This window comes from Actinomycetospora sp. C-140, from assembly GCF_054796175.1.
Map to the genome: position 1 here is coordinate 22,109 of NZ_JBTWNF010000013.1, position 19,406 is coordinate 41,514.

Genomic DNA, 19,406 nt, shown 5'->3' on the forward strand with positions numbered 1-19,406 from the left:
CGGACGCCGAGCCTGCCGTCAGTCGGCGTCGACGAGATCCGCCCGCACCTGGGAGGCCGTCGACACGACGAGCATGAGCAGGGTGCCGAGCGCACCGACGGAGAGGCCCTCGGCCGGGAAGGCGTAGCGCAGGGTCACGTCCCACCCGCGGTCGGTGGCGACGGCGCCGAGGGTGCCGAACAGGCCCTGACCGGCGCGTTCGGCGACCTGCCGGGGCACGTCGGCGTCGGCGAGATCCCAGGCGACGACGCACGTCAGGCTCAGCACGGCGAGGCCCTCGACGAGCTCGATCCCCTGGATCGCGCAGGGCACGCCGCCGTGGCGGAACGACAGCGCCCCGTCGTCGTCGACGTGCACGTCCACGAACTGCTCCATCGCCTCCCGGGCGGTGATGAGCAGGCTCGCGGTGGTGGCGGCCTCCCGGCTCACGAGGTGCCCGTCCCTTCGGCGCTGTCCATCGCGCCCCCGTAGCGGCGGTCGCGCCGGGCGTAGATCTCGCACGCCTCCCAGAGGTGGCGGCGGTCGAAGTCGGGGAAGAGCGTGTCGAGGAAGACCATCTCGGCGTACGCCGACTGCCAGAGCAGGAAGTTCGACGTCCGCTGCTCCCCCGAGCTGCGCAGGAACAGGTCGACGTCGGGCATGTCGGGCTCGTCGAGGTGACGGGCGAGGGCCTTCTCGTCGATGCGCTCCGGGTCGATCTCGCCGCGCGCGGCCCGGCGCGCGAGCTCACGGGCGGCGCCGACGATCTCCGCGCGCCCGCCGTAGTTGACGCACATGGTCAGCGTGACGACGTCGTTGTCGCGCGTCATCTCCTCGGCGATCTCCAGCTCCTTGATCACGCTGCGCCAGAGCCGGGGCCGCTGCCCGGACCACCGCACGCGGACGCCCATCGCGTGCATCTCGTCGCGCCGCCGGCGGATCACGTCGCGGTTGAAGCCGAGCAGGAAGCGCACCTCGTCGGGGCTGCGACGCCAGTTCTCCGTGGAGAACGCGTACGCGCTGATCCACTTCACGCCGATGTCGATGCAGCCGCGCACGACGTCGAGCAGCTGGGCCTCACCGTGCCGGTGGCCCTCGATGCGGGGCAGCCCGCGCTGGTTGGCCCACCGCCCGTTGCCGTCCATCACCAGCGCGACGTGGTTCGGCACCAGCTCCGCGGGGATCGGGGGCGGGGTCGCGCCGCTCGGGTGCGGGGTCGGCGCCATGATCGTCGGGTCACCGGGACCGCGCAGCCGGCGGTCGTCGGTGCGTCCGCGGACGCGGCGCGCGCGGGGGCTCACAGGGCGACTCCTGGTTCCGGGCGGAGGGGCTCTCCACCCGATGCGACGTCCGGACGGGCGTGGTCCGCGTCCGGATCGTCCTCGTCGCCATCCCCGACCGGGATCCCCCCGCCGAGGTCCACGCGCGGGACGGCCCCCCGTCGATCGACGAGCGGTAGCGAGCGCAGGGTCCGCTCCAGGTGCCACTGCAGGTGGGCGGCCACGAGGCCCGCCGCGTCGCGGCGCGCGGCGGCGTCGGTGTCCTCGGCGGTGGTCCAGTCGCCGTCGCGCAGGGCCTCGAGCAGGCGCCACGTCGGCTCGGAGGGGACGACGGCGCCCGACGGCCGGCAGCCCTCGCACACCGCGCCGCCGGCGGGCACCGAGAACCGCCGGTGGTACGGCGCGCCCTCGCGCCCGCAGCGGGCGCACTCGGTGATCGCCGGGGCCCAGCCCGCGATGACCATGGCGCGCAGCAGGAAGGCGTCGAGGACGAGGTACGGGTCGCGGGTGCCGCCGGCGAGCCCGCGCAGGGCGCCGACGAGCAGCAGGAACAGGTCGCGGGCCGGCTCGCCCTCCTCCGAGGTGAGCCGGTCGGCGGTCTCGAGCAGCGCGCAGCCCGCGGTGTAGCGCGGGTAGTCGACGGTCAGCCCGCCGCCGAACGCGTCGAGCGTCTGCACCTGGGTGACGATGTCGAGGGTGCGGCCCGTGTGCAGCTGCAGGTCCACGTGGCCGAACGGCTCCAGCCGGGCGCCGAACTTCGAGCTCGTGCGGCGCACGCCCTTGGCGACCGCGCGCACCTTGCCGTGCCGGTGGGTCAGGAAGGTGACGATCCGGTCGGCCTCACCGAGCTTCTGCAGCCGCAGCACCACCCCGGTGTCGCGATAGAAGCCCACGGGCTCATCGTCCCACCCCGAGGGCTCCGCGGGATGGAGCAGTGGCCGCCGGTCGGGGACGATCGGCGTCATGAGCGGAACGATCGAGCGCCGGGTCGCCGAAGCCCTGGCCCACCCCTCGTCCGAGCCGCCGGAGGGCCTGTTCGCCCCCGGCGCGATCACGTGGCACTCGTTCGACGAGGTCGAGGCCCCGACGGTGCCGGACACCTTCGCGACGCTGAAGGCCATCCGGGCCGTGGTCCCGGACTTCACCATGACCGACGTACGCACCGGCGACGGGTACGCCCAGTACGTCGTCACGGGCACGCTGCCGGACGGGTCGACGCTGCGCGCACCGGCGGCCGCGGTGCTGCACATCGCGGACGGGCGGTGCACCCGGATCGAGGAGTACGTCGACACCGGTCAGCTGGCGCCCCTGTTCGCGCTGCTCACATGATCGTGGTGCCTTTTCTGACGTTGAACGCCAGCGTGGACGCCAGGCTGACAAGACCTCGCGAGCTCTAGAACCCCAGGCGGCGGAGCTGGCGCGGGTCGCGCTGCCAGTCCTTGGCGACCTTGACGAACAGGTCGAGGTGCACCTTCTCGCCCAGCAGGTTCTCGATCTGTGTCCGGGCGCGGGTGCCGACGTCCTTGAGCCGCGAGCCGCCGCGGCCGATCACGATCGCCTTCTGCGACGTGCGCTCGACGAAGATCTCGGCGCGCACGGTGAGCACCTTGCCCGGCGTCATCTCCTCGACGACCACGGCCAGCGAGTGCGGGAGCTCGTCGCGGACGCCCTCGAGCGCCGCCTCGCGGACGAACTCCGCGATCAGCCGTTCCTCGGGCTCGTCGGAGAGGTCACCCTCGGGGTAGAGCGGCGGACCCGGCGGCATCCGTGCCAGCAACAGGTCCGCCAGCAACGACACCTGGTGCCCGGACTCCGCGGACACCGGGACGATCTCCGCGAAATCGGCCAGCTCCTGCAGCGCGAGCAGGCGCTCGGCGATCACCTCGGGCCGCACGAGATCGGTCTTGGTGAGGATCCCGATCAGCGGGGTCTTGCCGGCGATCTTCTCCAGCTCCGAGGCGATGAACCGGTCGCCCGGCCCGATCTCCTGGTCGACCGGCACGCAGAAGCCGATGACGTCGACCTCGGCCCAGGTCGTGCGCACGACGTCGTTGAGCCGCTCCCCCAGCAGCGTCCGCGGGCGGTGCAGCCCGGGGGTGTCGACGAGGACGAGCTGGCCGTCGTCGCGGTGCACGATCCCGCGGATCGCGTGCCGGGTCGTCTGCGGGCGCGACGACGTGATCGCGACCTTCTGCCCGACCAGCGCGTTCGTCAGCGTCGACTTGCCGACGTTCGGACGGCCCACGAAGCACGCGAACCCCGACCGGAACTCGTGCTCAGGCGGCGTCAACGTGCTTCCCCTCGAGCCGCGCCACGATCTCGCGGCCGATCGGCAGGGCCGCGGTGGCCGCCGGCGAGGGCGCGTTGAGCACGTGCAGCACGCTCGGGCCGTCGGCGGCGTCCCCGTCCTGCACGAACAGGAAGTCGTCGACGAGCGACCCGTCGGGGCGGATCGCCTGCGCGCGCACGCCGGCCCGGCGCGCGACGTCGTGCGGCCGGGCGAGGTCGTCCGCGGTCACGCCGGGCAGCATCCGGGCCACGGCGGCGGCCATCGCCGACCGCGACAGCGAGCGGTACATCTCGCCGAGCCCGTAGCGCCACTGCTGGCCGGCGAGCTTGAGGAAGCCGGGGTCGGCGAGCGTCCCGGCGAGCTCGCGCACCCGCAGCGTGCGCCAGTCGTAGCCCTCGCGGGCCAGCGCCAGCACGGCGTTCGGGCCGACGTGCACCGAGCCGTCGACACCGCGGGTCGCGTGCACGCCGAGGAACGGGAACGCCGGGTCGGGCACGGGGTAGACCAGCCCGCGCACCTGGTCGCCGATCGGGCCGACCAGGTCGGAGTACTCGCCGCGGAACGGCACGATCCGCACGCCGGGGTCGAAGCCCGAGGCCCGGGCGATCTCGTCGGAGCGCAGCCCGGCGCACACCACCACCTGGCCCGCGAGCAGGTCGCCGCGGTCGGTGTGGACGACGACGTCGCGGCGCCGGCGGGTCACCGAACGGACCGCGCGCCCGGTGTGCAGCACGGCGCCCCGCGCGGCGGCGAGGTCGGCGAGCCTGCGGGTGATCGCGCCGTAGTCGCAGATGCCCGTCGACGGCACCCAGAGCCCGGCGAGCGCCGCGACCGCCGGCTCGCGGTCGCGGACACCGGCCTCGTCGAGCTCGTGGACCTCGACGCCGTTCGCGCGGCCCCGGCGCACCAGCTCGGCCATGCGCGGCAGCTCGGCCTCGTCGGTCGCGACGACGACCTTGCCGCACTCCTGCCAGGGCAGGTCGTGCTCGGCGCAGAACTCCTTGGTCTCCGCGCACCCGGCGACGGCCAGGCGCGCCTTCAGCGAGCCGGGCGCGTAGTAGAGCCCGGAGTGGATGACGTTGGAGTTGCGGCCGGTCTGGTGCGTGCCCGCGGTGCGCTCGCGCTCCACCAGCGCGACGGACGTGTGCCCGGCGGCGAGCAGCTCGTGCAGCACCGCGAAGCCGACGATGCCGCCGCCCACGACGACGACGTCGTGGCGCGGGCTGGGGGCCACGGTTCCGGCGGGCGGGGTGGCGGCGTCAGCCACGGTCGTCCTCTCCGTCGCGGGCGCCGGTCGGGGCCCCGGTCTGGGCCAGGTCGCCGTCGCGACGCCGCGGGTCGTCGGTGTGCTCGCCGTTCCCGGTGGCCCGAGGGTTCCCGGCGGGCACGGTCTGCCGGGCATCGTCGCGGGTCGGCTCGTCGGCCCGGTCCGCGGGGTGGTGATCGGCCTCCTCGTCGACGGGGCGCCACACCAGCACGCTGCGGATGCGCATCCGGCCGCGGGCGTCCTCGCCGCCCTCGGCGCGCAGGCGCAGGCCGGCGATCTCGGCCTCGGCACCGGGCAGCGGCACGCGGCCGAGGCGCTGGGCGAGCAGCCCGCCGACCGTGTCGACGTCCTCCACGTCGAACTCGACGTCCGCGGCCTGCTCGAGGTCCTCGACCGGCAGCCGCGCGGCGACCCGCCAGCTGTGCTCGTCGAGGTGGTCGAGCGGACGGTGCTCGGCGGCGTCGTACTCGTCGGTGATCTCGCCGACGATCTCCTCGAGCAGGTCCTCGATCGTCACCAGCCCCGCGGTGCCGCCGTACTCGTCGACCACGAGCGCCATGTGGTTGCGGTCGCGCTGCATGTCGCGCAGCAGGGCATCGGCGCGCTTGGAGTCCGGCACGTAGCTCGCCGGACGCATGACCTCGGCGACCGCGCCGGCCCGGTCGGCGGGCGCGTCGCCGTCGACGGTCCGCCGCACGAGGTCCTTGAGGTAGACGACGCCGACGGTGTCGTCGACGTTCTCGCCGATGACCGGGATGCGCGAGTAGCCGCTGCGCAGGGCGAGGGCCAGCGCCTGGCGCACGGTCTTGTCCCGCTCGATCCACACCATCTCGGTGCGCGGCACCATCACCTCGAGCACGCGGGTGTCGCCGAGGTCGAACACCGACTGGATCATCGCCCGCTCGTCGTCGTCGACGAGCCCGCCGCGCTCGGCCATGTCGACCAGCTCGCGCAGCTCGACCTCCGAGGAGAACGGGCCCTCGCGGAACCCGACGCCGGGCGTGATCGCGTTGCCGACGACGATCAGCAACGTCGCCAGCGGCCCGAGCAGGCGCGCGAGCAGCCGGACGGGCCCCGCGACGGCGAGCGCCATGCCGTAGGGGTGCTGGCGGCCCAGCGTGCGCGGACCGACCCCGATGAGCACATAGGAGACGAGCACGACGATCGCGCCCGCGACGAGCAGGGCGAGCCAGTCGGGGCCGATGAGCTGCAGCGCGACGAACGCGCCGAGCACCGCGGCGGCCGCCTCACAGGTCAGCCGCAGCAGCATGAGCAGGTTCAGGTGACGCGGCCGGTCGGCGACGATCGCGGCCAGCGCCTTCGCGCCGGTGGCGCCCTCGCGCACCAGCCCGTCCACCCGGGCCCGCGAGACCGTCGAGAGGGCCGCGTCGGCGGCGGCGAACACCCCCGCGAGCGGCACCAGCAGGATCGCGGCGACGAGCTGGCCGACCAGCCCCGACGTCACTGCGAGGCACTCCCCGGGTCGTCGCCGAGCCCGACGGTGCCGAGGAGGCGGTCGTCCTTCGCCCTTGCCCGCGCCGTGCGGGCGGCGGCGGCCTCCTGCTCGCGGGCGGCGCGCTCGGCCTCGGCCCGGGCGGTGCGCCAGTCGGCGAGCAGCTCGGCCTGCAGGGCGAACATCTGGCGCTCCTCGTCGGCCTCGGCGTGGTCGTAGCCGAGCAGGTGCAGCACGCCGTGCACGGTCAGCAGGTGCAGCTCGTCCTCGAGGCCGTGGCCCGCGGCCGCGGCCTGGTCGGCGGCGAAGGCCGGGCAGAGCACGATGTCGCCGAGCAGCGCCGGCCCGGACGACGGGGCGTCGGGACGCCGCGCGGAGTCGTACTCGTCCATCGGGAACGACATGACGTCGGTGGGCCCGGGCTCGTCGAGCCAGCGCTCGTGCAGCTCGGCCATCGGCTCCAGCTCGATGAGCATGATCGAGAGCTCGGCGAGCGGGCTGACGCCCATGCGGTCGAGGGCGTACCGGGCCACCTCGACGATCGGGCCCTCGGCCACGTCGACGCCGGACTCGTTGGCGATCTCGATGCTCATGTCGGTCCCGTCGGTGTCGGGGCGCTGTGTCTGCCCAGCTCCGCTCCGCTTCGTGGGAGGCGTCATCGTCCCCGGCGCTCGCGGTTGCGCGGGCCCACCGGCGGCCCGGTGCGCGGCGCGTTGGACACGGCCTGGGGGCGACGCTGCTGGGATTCGTCGTATCGGCTGTAGGCGTCGACGATGTCCGCGACCAACCGATGACGCACGACGTCGTGCGAGGTCAGCTCGGAGAACTCCACGTCCTCCACCCCATCGAGGATGTCCCGGACCACCCGCAGCCCGGAGGCCGACCCGCCCGGCAGGTCGACCTGGGTGACGTCGCCGGTGACGACCATCTTCGAGTTGAAGCCCAGCCTCGTGAGGAACATCTTCATCTGTTCCGGCGTGGTGTTCTGGGCCTCGTCGAGGATGATGAAGGCGTCGTTCAGGGTGTTGTGCGTGACGATGAAGTCGTCGGTGACGTAGAGCGAGTCCTCGGCGGCGACCGAGATGCAGACGCACTCGGCCTGACCGTCCGGCAGGATGCTGTCGATGTAGCGATGCGGCCGGCCACCGCCGGTGGCCTCGTAGGCCTCGCGCTTGCGGGTCAAGCGGAACGGCGCGATCTCGGTCGGGAGCCGCACGTCGAGGACGTACGCGTCGGAGCGGTAGTGCACCGGCCGTCCCGCCGCCCTCCCCGGAGTGCGGCCCGCGGCGTAGCGGGTGCGCTCGTAGACGACCCCGCCGAGGGACCGGACCAGGTGGGTGACGTCGTCCCGCAGGCGCGGCGAGCACGTCGTGTACTGGACGCGACAGGTCCGGCCGCCCTGGCGCACCGGACCGCCGTCGGTGTCGAACAGGCCCTGCAGCACGGCCAGTCGCACGTCCACGCCGTTGCGCACGTAGGAATCCGGCACGAACTTGGTCGAGGAGTTCGTCCCGGCCAGCCCGAGCTCGCGCAGGACCGCGGAGACGGGGTTGGCGGTGATGACGCTGCCACGGCCGCCACCGCCCGCGCGCTCGAGGACGTAGTCCAGACCGGACTTGTGGGTCACGTCGACGTCGGGGAGCGCGGCGTCGAGCGCCTCCGCCAGTTCGGGATCCTTCGTGCAGAAGCTCGGCGTCGTCCGGTCGGTGATGCAGCCGTCGCCGAGGAGCAGGCCGAGGGCATACGGATCCATCGGGACCGGCTGGTCGGGGATCGCGACGGGCGACACCAGGGGGAGCTCGTAGCGGTGGGCGTGCGACCAGCGGAGATTGCCCATCATCTCCTGGGTCTGGAGCACGCGACCGGCCTTGCCGTGGCGGCGGTCGTCGGGCGTCGTGACGAACCACAGGTGCTCCCCACAGGCCCGCGTCGAGACGCCGTCCTGCGTCCACACGCGGTAGACCTGCTTGCGGCCCTGGGGGTGGACGCCCGTCACCGGCGTCGGGGTGCCGTCCCGTCCGGTCACGAGGTCGCCGATCCGGAGCTCCCCGATCGCACGGAACCCGTCGGGAGTGAGGACCGGCGAGTCCACCGGCTGCGCGCGGCCTCTCATGTACGCCAGCGGCGCGATCTCGATCGTGCCGGCTGCCATGAGCTTCGGTACCGCGTCGGTGTCCAGCATGTCGTGCAGCGCGTCGTAGAGCGGCCGCAGGTACGGGTCGATCTTCTCCGACAGCGTCCCGGGCAGGAAGCCGAGCCGCTCCCCCGCCTCGACGGCAGGCCGCGTCAGGATGATCCGGTTGACCTGCTTGGCCTGCAGCGCCTGCACGGCCTTGGCCATCGCCAGGTAGGTCTTGCCGGTGCCCGCCGGGCCGATGCCGAAGACGATCGTGTTGACGTCGATCGCGTCGACGTAGCGCTTCTGGTTGAGCGTCTTGGGCCGGACGGTGCGCCCGCGGCGGGACACGATGTCGAGGCTGAGGACCTCGGCCGGCGACGGGGAGCCGCCGTCCGCCGCGTCGTCGGTGTCCTCCTGCAGCATGCGCACCGAGCGGCGCACGGCGTCGGGGTCGATCTGCTGGCCGCGGCTGGCGAGCACCACCAGCTCGGCGAACACCCGCTCGGCGAAGGCGACGTCCGCCGGGTCGCCGGAGAGGGTGAGCTCGTTGCCGCGGACGTGGACGTCGGCGGCCAGCAGGCTCTCGGCCTCGCGCAGGTTCTCGTCGCGCTTGCCCAGGAGCGCGAGGAGCGCCGCCTCGGGCACCACGATCCGGGAGGTTCCGTCACCGGTCACGTGCTGAACTGTCCTGCTTCCTCGCCGACGATCTGGCCTGCCCTCCATCGTAGCGCCCGGCGTGCCGGGTTCGCGGCGCCGTTCACAGCAACCCCTCGACCTCCGCGCGCACGGCCGCCCACGCCGCGTGGTCCGGGTCGATCACGGCGAAGTGGTCCGCGCCCGGCAGCACGCGCAGCCGGGCGTCGCCGCGCGCGGCGGTCGCCGCGGTCACGTAGCGCTGGGACTGGTCGAGCGGGACGGTGACGTCGACGTCGCCGTGCACGCACACCACCGGCGCCGCGGCGGGGACGAGGGCGGTGGGCGAGGCGAGGGCGTAGCGGTCGGCGACCTGGTCCGGTGTCCCCCCGAGGAGCTGGGCGACCGCGCCGCCGCCGAGACCCTGGGTGGCTCCGGCGACGAGGTCGAGCACCCCGGCCTGGCTGACCGTGCCCACGGGGCGCACCTGCGGGTCGGCGCCGGGCGCGCCGGCGTCGAGGCGCTCGCGGCTCGCGGCCCAGACGGCGAGCTGGCCGCCGGCGGAGTGCCCGAGGAGCACGACGCGGTCGAGGTCGAGGCGCCCCGCGGCGGCCTTCTGGACCGCGCCGGGCAGCACGTCGACCGCCGTGGCGACGTCGGTGAACGTCGACGGCCAACCGCCGCCGGCGCCGACGCGGCGGTACTCGACGTTCCAGGCCGCGATTCCGTGGTTGGTGAGGTCGACCGCGAGGGGCGTGCCGAGCTCGAGCCCGTAGGCCGCCTGCCAGTAGCCGCCGTGGACGACCACCACCACGGGCAGGTCACCGGTGTCGCCCGGCGGCAGGTGCAGCACCCCGTACTGCGCCGGGTCGGGGCCGTAGGACAGCCGCTGAGTCCCGGGCGTGCCGGGGCGGGTCGGCGGCACCGCGATGCCGGGATCCGAGGCGGGGGCGCGCCCGCAGGCCCCGATCCCCGCCAGCCCCGCGAGCGCGGTCATCCCGGCGAGGCCGCCGAGCAGGCGCCGCCGGGGCAGGCGCACGTCCGGGGTCACCCCCACCGGCCGGTGCGCGCCCCCAGCGCACCGAGCGCGACCGCGCCCGCGGTCGAGGTCCGCAGCACGTCGGGCCCGAGGCGCACCTCGAAGGCGCCGGCCTCGGCGAGCACCGCCCGTTCCTCGTCGGTGACGCCGCCCTCCGGGCCGACGACCAGCACCAGCTCGCCCTGACCGGGCAGCGGGACGGTCGCGAACGACTCCTTCGCGGTCGCCTCGAGCAGCAGGACGGCGTCGGCGTCGCGTGCCGCGAGGTCGGGGGTGGTCAGCGGCGGGGCGACGTCGGGCACGTGGGCGCGCCGCGCCTGCTTGGCCGCCTCGCGGGCGGTCGACCGCCAGCGCGCGAGCGCCTTCTCCCCGCGCGTGCCGTCGTCCCAGCGGGCGACGCTGCGCGCCGCGCGCCAGGGCACCACCGCGTCCACGCCGGCCTCGGTCGCCAGCTCGACGGCGAGCTCGCCGCGGTCCCCCTTCGCCAGCGCCTGGGCGAGGGTCACGCGCAGCGCGGGACCCGGATCGACGCGGCGCTCGAGCACCGTCGTCGTCACCGTGCTCTTGGCGACCTCGACGACCTCGACGCGCGCCCGCGTCCCGATCCCGTCGCCGATCAGCACGACCTCGCCCCGCCGGACCCGGCGCACGTCGGCGGCGTGGCGACCCTCGGCCCCGTCGAGGACGACCTCGCCGGCCTCGGGCACCTCGTCGACCCAGAACAGCGCGGGCCGGGTCCAGTCGGCGGGGTTGTCAGCCTGGCGTCCAGGCTGGCGTTGAACGTCAGGAAATCCCCCCGCTCGCCCGCGACGGCTCACCGCGTGCGGCCGCCCGAGCGCCGGCGCCCGAACAGCCCGTTGCGGTGGGCCAGCAGCTCCGGGCGCTCCTCGCCGCGCAGCTCGGCCAGCTCCTTGAGCAGCTCGGTCTGGCGGGTGTCGAGACGGTCGGGGACCTGCACGTCGAGGTGCACGAGCAGGTCGCCCCGCCCGTCGGTGCGCCCGGTGGAGCGCAGCCGCGGCATGCCGCGCCCGCGCAGCGTCAGCGTGGTGTTGGGCTGCGTCCCGGGCTCGATCGTCAGCTCCTCCTCGCCCTCGAGGGTGCGCTGCGGGAGCGTGGCGCCCAGCGCCGCCGCGGTCATCGGCAGGCTGAGGTGGGAGTGCAGGTCGACGCCGTCGCGCGTGAAGTACTCGTGGCGCTCCTCGGAGACCTCGATGTAGAGGTCGCCGGCCGGGCCGCCGCCGGGGCCGACCTCGCCCTGGTTGGCCATCCGGATCCGCATGCCGTCGCCGACACCCGCCGGGACCTGCACGGTGACCGTGCGCCGCGAGCGCACGCGGCCGTCGCCGCCGCACTGCGCGCAGGGGCTGGGGATGATCTCGCCGGTGCCGCGGCAGACCGGGCACGGCCGCGCGGTGACGACCTGGCCGATGAACGAGCGCTGCACGTTCTGGATCTCGCCGCGGCCGTCGCAGGTGTCGCACGTCTCGGTGCGGGTGCCGGGCTCGGCGCCGCCGCCGTGGCACTTCTCGCAGAGCACCGCGGTGTCGACGGTGAGGTCGCGGGCGACGCCGGTCGCGCACTCCTCGAGCGTGAGGTCGATGCGGATCAGCGCGTCCTCGCCGGGCTGGACCCGGCTGCGCGGCCCCCGCCCGCCGGTGCCGCCGGCGGCGCCGAAGAACGCGTCCATGATGTCGCCGAGGCCGCCGAAGCCCGCGGCGGAGAACCCGCCGGCCCCCGCGCCGCCGCCGCGGCCGGAGTCCAGCGGATCGCCCCCGAGGTCGACGATGCGCCGCTTCTGCGGGTCGGTCAGGACCTCGTAGGCGTTCTTGACGTCCTGGAAGCGCGCCTGCGTCTCGTCGTCGGGATTGACGTCGGGGTGCAGCTCGCGGGCGAGCTTGCGGTAGGCCCGCTTGATCTCGCCCTCGTCCGCGTCCCGGGACACGCCCAGGATTCCGTAGTAGTCCTTCGCCACGCTGGTCCTCGTCCGTCCTGTCTCATCCGTGCCGGCGCCGTGCCTCGCGGCGGGCGCTCAGCGTCCCCCGACGATCTCACCGACGTAGCGCGCCACCGCACGCACCGCCGCGATCGCGCTGGGGTAGTCCATGCGGGTCGGCCCCACGACGCCCATGCCGCCCAGGGCCGTAGTCCCCGCTCCGTACCCGATCGACACCGTGGAGGCGCTCCACAGGTCCTCGGACTCGTTCTCCTCGCCGATGCGCACGGTGACGGTGGGGGCGTCGCTCGCCGAGGTCAGCAGCCGCAGCACCACCACCTGCTCCTCGAGCGCCTCCAGCATGCCCCGCAGCGCCGTCGCGTCCGTGCCCGCCCGGGTCAGGTTGGCCGTGCCGCCGAGCACGAGCCGCTCCTCGGGGCGTTCGAGCAGCGCCTCGAGCAGCACCGCGGCGACGGACAGCAGCGGCGAGCGCAGCCCGTCGGGGGCGTTCTCGGGCAGCTCGGACATCCGCGCGGACGCCGTCGCCAGCGGCTGCCCGACCAGGGCGTTGTTGAGCAGCGCGCGCAAGCGCGCGACGTCCTCCTCGTCGAGGACGTCGCCGAGGTCGACCACGCGCTGGTCGACCCGCCCGGTGTCGGTGATCAGCACGAGCATCAGCCGCGCCGGCGTCAGCCGCACCACCTCGAGGTGGCGCACCGTCGAGCGCGTCAGCGTCGGGTACTGGACGACGGCGACCTGCCGCGTGAGCTGGGCGAGCAGCCGTACGCTGCGCTTGAGGACGTCGTCGAGGTCGACCGCGCCCTCGAGGAACGTGGTGATGCCGCGGCGCTCGGCGGGCGAGAGCGGCTTGACCTGGTGCAGCCGGTCGACGAAGAGGCGGTAGCCCTTGTCGGTGGGGATGCGCCCGGCGCTGGTGTGGGGCTGCGCGATGTAGCCCTCCTCCTCCAGCGTCGCCATGTCGTTGCGCACGGTCGCACTGGACACGCCCAGGTTGTGACGCTCCACGATGGCCTTGGAACCCACCGGCTCGTTGGTGGCCACGAAGTCCGCGACGATCGCGCGCAGGACGGCGACGCGGCGCTCCTCGGCGTTCACCGCGCCCACCTCCCCGGTCCCTCGCGTCCGTCCGGTCCCGACCCTCCATCGTAGGCGAGTCGGATCGTCCCGTCCGTCGGTGGCGGTCCCCCGTGTCCGGGCCCGTGTCAGCAATCTGGCGTCGGGGGCACTCAACCCCCGGTCGTCGACAGGGAGCTCGTCGGCGACCGGCGCGCGGGGTCCGGACGGTCGCGGCCAGTTCGGCGGAACGGCCCCCGGCGCCGACCTCGGCGTGTGAGCATCCCGGACATGTCGGACGGGCTCGAGGTGCGTCCCGAGGACCTGCGGCGCGGCGCGGGACTGCTGCGCGACGACGCGGGCCGCTGCCGCGCCGCCCTCGCCCGGTCTGCAGCGGGCGCGACCGCCGCGGCGGGGGCCGCCGGCGACGGCCCGCTGGAGGACGCCGCGACGACGCTCGCCGGCGCCGTGGACACACTGCTCCGGGCCGTCACGAGCAGCATCACCGGCGCCGCCGACGCCCTCGACGCCGCGAGCACGCGGTACCGGGCCACGGACGAGCAGACGGCCGCGGGGCTCGACGGCGGTCCGCCGATCTCGCTCCCCGGCGTGGCGCCCCCGCGCTGATGCCGCTCGCCGGGGACCCCGACGCCCTGCTCGCGGCCGCGGACGAGCTCGCCGGGGCGTCACGAGCGCTGGGCGAGGTCCACGCGGCGATGACGGCGCACAGCCGCGCGATCACCGCCGACTGGGCCGGACTCGCCGCCCCGGCAGCACTGGCTCGCGTCGAGGGCGATGCCGACACGGTGCGGCGGGCAGCCGACGCCCTCGCCGGCGTCGTCGACCCCCTGTGGGCCTGCGCCGAGGAGCTGCGGACCGCCCAGCGCGCCGTCGCGCTCGCCGAGGCGGACACCGGTTCTCCCGACGCCCTGGCGCTGATGACGTCGGCGGCGGGCCGGGCCCTCGCCGCGAACGAGGCGGCGGCCCGGGCCCTCCGGGAGGCCGCCGGTGTCCTGGCGCCGGCCACACACCGCAGTCCGGGGGGCTCGGCTCCGTCCTCGGCGAGGGAGGCAACCTCGCCGCGTCGCTGGGCAACGCCGCCCTCCAGCACCCCCTGTCGGGCCTCGCCGTACTCGGCGGCGGCGCTCTCGCTGCTCTCGGCGCCGCCGGAGTCCTCGGCGGGACGGCGGCGACGGCGACCGGCGTCGGCTCCCCCGTCGGGGTCCCGCTCACCGGCGCCTCGCTCGCGGCGGTCACGGCCGGCGTCGGGCTCGCCGGCGCGGGGACGATCGACCTCACCCAGCACGCCCTCGGCGACGACCGCGTCGCGCCGTTCCGGGTCGACGCCGACGTCGACGGGCTCCCGTTCGACGCGCCCACCGAGGTCCACGGGATGACGGAGCACGGGCGGCGGCGCGCGGAGGGACGCGACGGGGGGACCGGCGTCTCGGACGAGGCGATCGCCGATGCCGTCGCACATCCCCTGACGACGCCGGTGCCGCAGGACAACGACACCTACCGCTACGAGGGACGAGATGCTGTCGTCTCCCTCAACGAGCGCGGAGAGGTCGTCACGACCTGGGCCAGGACATCGAACGGCTGGAGGAACCGATGAGCACGCTGGATCGGCTGGACGACGAGACCAGCGAGACCCTCCGCACCGTGCTCGGCCACCGGGCGCCCGACCTCCTCCACGCCCTGCAGAGCACGGACACGCCGTCCATGGCCCTGCGCGAGCAGGTCGACGACGTCATGGCCGACGAGCTGTCCGGCGAGATCACCGGCCCCGACTGGGACCCCACACCGCACGGCGTCCGAGTGGAGGCGGCGATCACTCGCTTCCTCGTCGTCTACGAGATCACCCATCCGGTCCGGGGGACGGACGCCTGGCCACCGGTCCCCGATCTGCGCGGCCCCGATCGCGCCGGACGACCGTGACCGCGACATCGGGCGCCGGGTTACTGGCTGGTATCGCTCGCACCGGGCGCGAGCGGCACGCCGCGCATGATCGAACGCATTGCCGACCTGCCGAACGTGCCCTTCGCCGGCTCAAGGGCCGCCTACGGGGTCGCCGGGGAGATCACGGGCGCGTCATCCACCGGCGCCCGCGCGCCCGGGTGCACGACGCGCTCCTGATCAACGGCGGCGGCGATCACGACGTACCTGGTGACACTCCCGGGAGATCGAATTGGAGAGCACCCCGGCACGCCCCCTCCCTCAACGCTCCGCGAGCGCCAGAGCCACACCGTCCGCGAGCAGGCGGCCACGGCGGGTGAGCACCGCGCGCCCGCCCGCCCAGTGGGCGGGGTCCAGCAGCCCGTCGCGGGCGGCCTCGTCGCCCGCGTCCCGCCCGGTCGGCGCCAGGGCGGAGACCGGCAGCCCGTCGACCGTGCGCAGTTCCAGGAGCACCTGCTCGAGGTGCGCCTCGTCCGGGCTGACGAGCTCGCGGGCCTCCGCGGGCGAGCGCCCGTCGGCCAGGGCCGCCGAGTAGCGGGCGGGGTGGCGCACGTTCCACCAGCGGGTGCCGCCGACGTGCGAGTGCGCGCCCGGACCGGCGCCCCACCAGTCGCCGCCGCCCCAGTAGAGAAGGTTGTGGCGGCAGCGGGCCTCGCCCGAGCGGGCCCAGTTCGACACCTCGTACCAGCCGAGACCGGCGGCGGACAGGACGTCGTCGACGATCTCGTAGCGGTCGGCGAGGACGTCGTCGTCGGGCATCGGCAGCTCGCCCCGGGCCACCCGCCGCGCCAGCGCGGTCCCCTCCTCGACGATCAACGAGTACGCCGAGACGTGGTCGGCACCCGACGCGAGGACGGCGTCCAGTGAGCGACGCAGGTCGTCCTCGGTCTCGGTGGGCGTGCCGTAGATGAGGTCGAGGTTGACGTGCTCGATCCCGGCGGACAGCGCGGCCCCCGCCACCGAGACCGCCGCCCCCGGCGTGTGCCGGCGGTCGAGGACGGCGAGGACGTGGTCGACGTCGGACTGCATGCCCAGCGACAGGCGGGTGTAGCCGGCCTCGGCGATCGCCGCGAGCAGCTCCGGCGTCGTCGACTCGGGGTTGGCCTCGGTGGTGACCTCGGCACCGTCACGCAGCCCGAACGTGCCGCGGACGGCGTCGAGCACCGACACGAGGCCCTCGGCGCCGAGCAGGGACGGCGTCCCGCCGCCGAGGAAGACGGTGTCGGCGGGCGGCGGCCCGCCGAGCACGGAGGCGGCGAGATCGAGCTCCCGGCGCAGCCCCTCGAGCCACGAGGCCGGCGAGGCGGGATCGTCGGAGGACGTCAGCCCCAGATCGGTGGCCGTGTAGGTGTTGAAGTCGCAGTAGCCGCAGCGCGTCGCGCAGAACGGCACGTGCACGTAGACCCCGAAGGGGCGTGTGCCGAGCCCGTCGAGCGACGCGGGCGGCAGGGCGCCGTCGGCCGGCGCCGGCTCGCCGGACGGGGGGACGGAGGGCACCGCTCCAGTGTGCCCGCCCCGGACTGCGGCGAAGGTCACCGGAGACGGTCTCCCGGTGGAGGCGCCGTGCCCCGGATGGCACGGTCGGACCGTGCCCGCGAACCGCCTGCTCCTCGTGGCCCGTCGCCACGTGGATCTCGTGCGGCTGGCGAGCGCTCTGTGTCCGGCGCGCTGACCCCACCCCGCGCCCACCGCACAGAGGACACCCATGACCACGACGGCCCCTGCCGCCGCCCAGGACACCACCACCACCAGCCCCCGCACGGTGCTCGTCGCGAGCCTCATCGGCACGACGATCGAGTGGTACGACTTCTTCCTGTTCGCGACGGCGGCGGGGATCGTCTTCCCGCAGCTGTTCTACGGCAACGGCGACCCGACGGTCGCGACGCTGCTCTCGTTCGCGACGTTCGCGGTCGGTTTCGTCGCCCGGCCCATCGGCGGGCTGATCTTCGGGCACATCGGCGACCGGTTCGGGCGGCGCGAGACGCTGATCGTGACGATGGCGCTGACCGGCCTCGCGACGGCGGCGATCGGGTTCCTCCCGACCTACGCCGCCATCGGCGTCGCGGCGCCGATCCTGCTGGTCGTCCTCCGGGTGGTCCAAGGCATCGCGATCGGCGGCGAGTGGGGCGGCGCTGTGCTCATGGCCGTCGAGTACGCACCGAACGGACGGCGCGGGCTCTACGGCGCGACGCCGCAGATCGGCCTGGGTCTGGGTCTCGCGCTCGGCACCGGGGTGTTCGCGCTGCTCGGGCTCGTCATGGACGACGCGGCGTTCCTCACCTACGGCTGGCGGATCGCGTTCATCGCGAGCCTCCTGCTCGTGGGGGTCGGGCTCGTCGTGCGGCTCGCCGTGATGGAGACACCGGCGTTCCGCCGCATGCAGGCCGCCGCCGAGGTCTCACGCGTGCCGGCCGTCGACGTCCTGCGCGACCCGCCGTCGCGGCGCAACCTCGGCTGGACGCTGCTCGCGCGATGGGCCGAGGGCGCGTCCTTCAACACGTGGGGCGTCTTCGTCCTGACCTACACGGTGGCGACGCTGAAGATGCCGCGCACCGAGGTGCTGGTCGCGGTCACCGCGGCCGCGATCCTCAGCGCGATCGTGGTCCCGCTCGCCGGGGCGTGGGGCGACCGGATCGGGCGCGGCAAGGTGTTCGCGCTCGGGTGCGTCCTCCTCGTGATCGGGGTCTTCCCGGCGTTCGCCCTGCTCGGGACGGGGTCGATCGTCGCCGTGACCGCGGTGCTGCTCGTCATGCTCGGGCTGTCCTACGGGTTGTCCAGCGGCGCGGAGTCGACGTTGTTCGCCGAGGTCTTCCCCACCCGCACCCGCTACACCGGCATGTCCCTGGCCTTCCAGGGCGGCGGCATCTACGCCTCCGGGCTGACGCCGCTGATCCTCACCTCGCTGCTCGCCGCCGGTGGCGGCACACCCTGGCTCGCCGCGGGCTACCTCGCGCTCGCGGGCGCCGTCAGCACGGTCGCCGCCCTGCGCGCGAAGCCCCTCGAGACGCTGTAGGAGATCCCATGAGCATCACCGCCCACTGGTTCCTGCCCACCTACGGGGACTCGCGCGGCCTCGTCGGCGGCGGGCACGGCGTGGCCACGACGGCCGCCGACGCCGTCCGTCCCGCGGAGATCGGCTACCTCGCCCAGATCGCCCGCGCCGCCGAGACCGTCGGGTTCGAGGGCGCGCTGACACCCACGGGCGCCTGGTGCGAGGACGCCTGGCTCACCACGGCCATGCTCGTCGCCGAGTCCGAGCGGCTGAAGTTCCTCGTCGCCTTCCGGCCCGGGGTCCTCTCCCCCACCCTCGCCGCGCAGCAGGCCGCCACGTTCCAGCGGCACTCCCAGGGGCGCCTGCTGCTCAACGTCGTCACCGGCGGCGAGCCCGCCGAGCAGCGCGCCTACGGCGACTACCTGGGCAAGGACGACCGCTATGTCCGCACCGGCGAGTTCCTCGAGGTGGTGCGCCGGCTCTGGGCCGGCGAGACGGTGACCCTGCACGGCGAGCAGGTCCACGTCGACGAGGCCGCCCTGACCCGCGTGCCCGACCCGGTGCCGCCGGTGTACTTCGGCGGGTCGTCGCCGAAGGCCGGCGAGGTCGCCGCGCAGCACGTCGACGTCTACCTGACCTGGGGCGAGCCGCCCGAGCAGGTGCGCGAGAAGGTCGAGTGGATCCGAGGCCTGGCCGCCGCGCAGGGGCGCGAGGTCCGGTTCGGGATCCGGCTGCACGTGATCGCCCGTGACACGTCCGACGCCGCGTGGGCGCAGGCCGAGCAGTACCTCCGCGGCATCCCGGACGAGATGATCGAGAAGGTGCAGGCGGGCCTGTCGCGCAGCGAGTCGGAGGGCCAGCGGCGGATGCGCGCCCTGCACTCCGGGGGCGCGAAGACCGCCGCCGACCTCGAGGTCGCCCCCAACCTCTGGGCGGGCGTGGGCCTGGTGCGCGGCGGCGCAGGCACGGCGCTCGTCGGCAGCCACACCGAGGTCGCCGACCGGATCGCGGAGTACCACGACCTCGGGATCACCGAGTTCGTCCTGTCCGGTCACCCGCACCTCGAGGAGGCGTACTGGGTGGGCGAGGGCGTCCTGCCCGAGCTGGGCCGACGCGGGCTGTGGTCGCACCCGGCCGGCACCGTCGACGCCGCACCGGCCGCGGTGCCGTTCGCCCAGTAGCTGAACGTCACGTGGAAACCGACCCCCTGCTCGTGGCAGGCTCGTGGTCATGTGCGCGCCGGGCGACCTCCTCGTGAGTCGACGTCACGTCGACCTCGTGCGCCTCGCCAGCGCCCTCTGCCGCGCCTGCTGAGCGCGAGCCCCCGCCACCACGCCCCAGCGGCTGTCGCGCGTCCACCTCGAGGTCCGCCTCGACGTGTGCTCGCGCGC

The 19,406-nt window shown here is 74.6% G+C and carries 20 protein-coding genes and 3 pseudogenes; 8 read left to right on the forward strand and 15 right to left on the reverse strand.

The genetic code is table 11. From position 1 onward, the window contains the following. Window positions 1-18: 18 nt before the first annotated feature. The 3 genes from ACR9E3_RS20850 to recO all read right to left on the reverse strand — a co-directional run bounded on the left by ACR9E3_RS20850 (window position 19) and on the right by recO (window position 2,152). Entirely contained in the window at window positions 19-429 is a 411-nt protein-coding gene (locus ACR9E3_RS20850) for a hypothetical protein (protein ID WP_460382446.1), read from the reverse strand. Continuing rightward, window positions 426-1,205, reverse strand: coding sequence for an isoprenyl transferase (locus ACR9E3_RS20855; RefSeq protein WP_460382609.1), 780 nt, complete (start codon window positions 1,203-1,205; stop codon window positions 426-428). The genes ACR9E3_RS20850 and ACR9E3_RS20855 overlap by 4 nt, the downstream gene beginning before the upstream one ends. Window positions 1,206-1,276: 71 nt before the next feature. Next, window positions 1,277-2,152, reverse strand: coding sequence for a DNA repair protein RecO (gene recO, locus ACR9E3_RS20860; protein WP_460382610.1), 876 nt, complete (start codon window positions 2,150-2,152; stop codon window positions 1,277-1,279). Window positions 2,153-2,222: 70 nt separating this feature from the next. Between recO and ACR9E3_RS20865 the strand changes: the two genes are divergently transcribed. After that, window positions 2,223-2,588 carry a nuclear transport factor 2 family protein gene (locus ACR9E3_RS20865; protein WP_460382448.1) on the forward strand — a complete coding sequence of 122 codons (366 nt, stop codon included), beginning with the start codon at window positions 2,223-2,225 and terminating at the stop codon, window positions 2,586-2,588. 64 nt (window positions 2,589-2,652) lie between these two features. Here the strand turns inward: ACR9E3_RS20865 and era are convergent, their stop codons facing one another. The 11 genes and pseudogenes from era to hrcA form a co-directional block, all read right to left on the reverse strand. Beyond that, window positions 2,653-3,549, reverse strand: coding sequence for a GTPase Era (era, locus tag ACR9E3_RS20870; RefSeq protein ID WP_460382449.1), 897 nt, complete (start codon window positions 3,547-3,549; stop codon window positions 2,653-2,655). Further along, a complete protein-coding gene (lhgO, locus tag ACR9E3_RS20875; protein WP_460382450.1) occupies window positions 3,536-4,816 on the reverse strand; it encodes an L-2-hydroxyglutarate oxidase in 1,281 nt (426 codons plus the stop codon). Before lhgO ends, era begins: the two co-directional genes overlap by 14 nt. Then, window positions 4,809-6,281 (reverse strand): hemolysin family protein, encoded by a 1,473-nt coding sequence (locus ACR9E3_RS20880; RefSeq protein WP_460382451.1) that lies wholly within the window; start codon window positions 6,279-6,281, stop codon window positions 4,809-4,811. Before ACR9E3_RS20880 ends, lhgO begins: the two co-directional genes overlap by 8 nt. Continuing rightward, window positions 6,278-6,862 carry an rRNA maturation RNase YbeY gene (gene ybeY / locus ACR9E3_RS20885; RefSeq protein ID WP_460382453.1) on the reverse strand — a complete coding sequence of 195 codons (585 nt, stop codon included), beginning with the start codon at window positions 6,860-6,862 and terminating at the stop codon, window positions 6,278-6,280. The genes ACR9E3_RS20880 and ybeY overlap by 4 nt, the downstream gene beginning before the upstream one ends. A 62-nt stretch (window positions 6,863-6,924) precedes the next feature. Next, a pseudogene (locus ACR9E3_RS20890) lies at window positions 6,925-7,293 on the reverse strand (PhoH family protein); the annotation flags it as partial. 261 nt (window positions 7,294-7,554) lie between these two features. Continuing rightward, window positions 7,555-8,382: pseudogene (locus ACR9E3_RS20895) on the reverse strand (LAGLIDADG family homing endonuclease); the annotation flags it as partial. Continuing rightward, window positions 8,371-9,111 (reverse strand): annotated as a pseudogene (locus ACR9E3_RS20900) (PhoH family protein); the annotation flags it as partial. The pseudogenes ACR9E3_RS20900 and ACR9E3_RS20895, both read right to left, overlap by 12 nt. Before the next feature lie 34 nt (window positions 9,112-9,145). Continuing rightward, window positions 9,146-10,078, reverse strand: a complete 933-nt coding sequence (locus ACR9E3_RS20905; RefSeq protein WP_460382454.1) for an alpha/beta hydrolase family protein — start codon at window positions 10,076-10,078, stop codon at window positions 9,146-9,148. Further along, on the reverse strand, window positions 10,069-10,767 hold the full coding sequence (locus ACR9E3_RS20910) for a 16S rRNA (uracil(1498)-N(3))-methyltransferase (RefSeq protein ID WP_460382456.1): 699 nt from the start codon (window positions 10,765-10,767) through the stop codon (window positions 10,069-10,071). Before ACR9E3_RS20910 ends, ACR9E3_RS20905 begins: the two co-directional genes overlap by 10 nt. A 107-nt stretch (window positions 10,768-10,874) precedes the next feature. Continuing rightward, window positions 10,875-12,032 carry a molecular chaperone DnaJ gene (gene dnaJ, locus ACR9E3_RS20915; RefSeq protein WP_460382457.1) on the reverse strand — a complete coding sequence of 386 codons (1,158 nt, stop codon included), beginning with the start codon at window positions 12,030-12,032 and terminating at the stop codon, window positions 10,875-10,877. Between the two features lie 57 nt (window positions 12,033-12,089). Beyond that, on the reverse strand, window positions 12,090-13,109 hold the full coding sequence (hrcA, locus tag ACR9E3_RS20920) for a heat-inducible transcriptional repressor HrcA (protein WP_285654086.1): 1,020 nt from the start codon (window positions 13,107-13,109) through the stop codon (window positions 12,090-12,092). A gap of 249 nt (window positions 13,110-13,358) precedes the next feature. Between hrcA and ACR9E3_RS20925 the strand changes: the two genes are divergently transcribed. The 3 genes from ACR9E3_RS20925 to ACR9E3_RS20935 all read left to right on the forward strand — a co-directional run bounded on the left by ACR9E3_RS20925 (window position 13,359) and on the right by ACR9E3_RS20935 (window position 15,005). Further along, window positions 13,359-13,694 carry a type VII secretion target gene (locus ACR9E3_RS20925; RefSeq protein WP_460382459.1) on the forward strand — a complete coding sequence of 112 codons (336 nt, stop codon included), beginning with the start codon at window positions 13,359-13,361 and terminating at the stop codon, window positions 13,692-13,694. Window positions 13,695-13,917: 223 nt separating this feature from the next. Next, a complete protein-coding gene (locus tag ACR9E3_RS20930) occupies window positions 13,918-14,682 on the forward strand; it encodes a hypothetical protein (RefSeq protein WP_460382460.1) in 765 nt (254 codons plus the stop codon). Further along, the gene (locus ACR9E3_RS20935; RefSeq protein ID WP_460382462.1) at window positions 14,679-15,005 is read left to right on the forward strand and encodes a hypothetical protein; all 327 of its coding nucleotides are present in this window, start codon (window positions 14,679-14,681) and stop codon (window positions 15,003-15,005) included. The genes ACR9E3_RS20930 and ACR9E3_RS20935 overlap by 4 nt, the downstream gene beginning before the upstream one ends. Before the next feature lie 279 nt (window positions 15,006-15,284). On the opposite strand, the gene hemW is transcribed toward ACR9E3_RS20935, so the two are convergent. Further along, a complete protein-coding gene (hemW, locus tag ACR9E3_RS20940; RefSeq protein WP_460382463.1) occupies window positions 15,285-16,520 on the reverse strand; it encodes a radical SAM family heme chaperone HemW in 1,236 nt (411 codons plus the stop codon). 91 nt (window positions 16,521-16,611) lie between these two features. Between hemW and ACR9E3_RS20945 the strand changes: the two genes are divergently transcribed. From ACR9E3_RS20945 to ACR9E3_RS20960, 4 genes are read left to right on the forward strand one after another with little or no spacing between them, the layout of a single operon-like run. After that, window positions 16,612-16,695 carry a putative leader peptide gene (locus ACR9E3_RS20945; protein WP_460382611.1) on the forward strand — a complete coding sequence of 28 codons (84 nt, stop codon included), beginning with the start codon at window positions 16,612-16,614 and terminating at the stop codon, window positions 16,693-16,695. Window positions 16,696-16,728: 33 nt separating this feature from the next. Further along, a complete protein-coding gene (locus ACR9E3_RS20950; protein ID WP_460382465.1) occupies window positions 16,729-18,036 on the forward strand; it encodes an MFS transporter in 1,308 nt (435 codons plus the stop codon). Window positions 18,037-18,044: 8 nt separating this feature from the next. After that, a complete protein-coding gene (locus ACR9E3_RS20955) occupies window positions 18,045-19,196 on the forward strand; it encodes an LLM class flavin-dependent oxidoreductase (protein ID WP_460382467.1) in 1,152 nt (383 codons plus the stop codon). Between the two features lie 49 nt (window positions 19,197-19,245). Next, entirely contained in the window at window positions 19,246-19,329 is an 84-nt protein-coding gene (locus ACR9E3_RS20960; protein ID WP_352232012.1) for a putative leader peptide, read from the forward strand. Window positions 19,330-19,406: the final 77 nt, after the last annotated feature.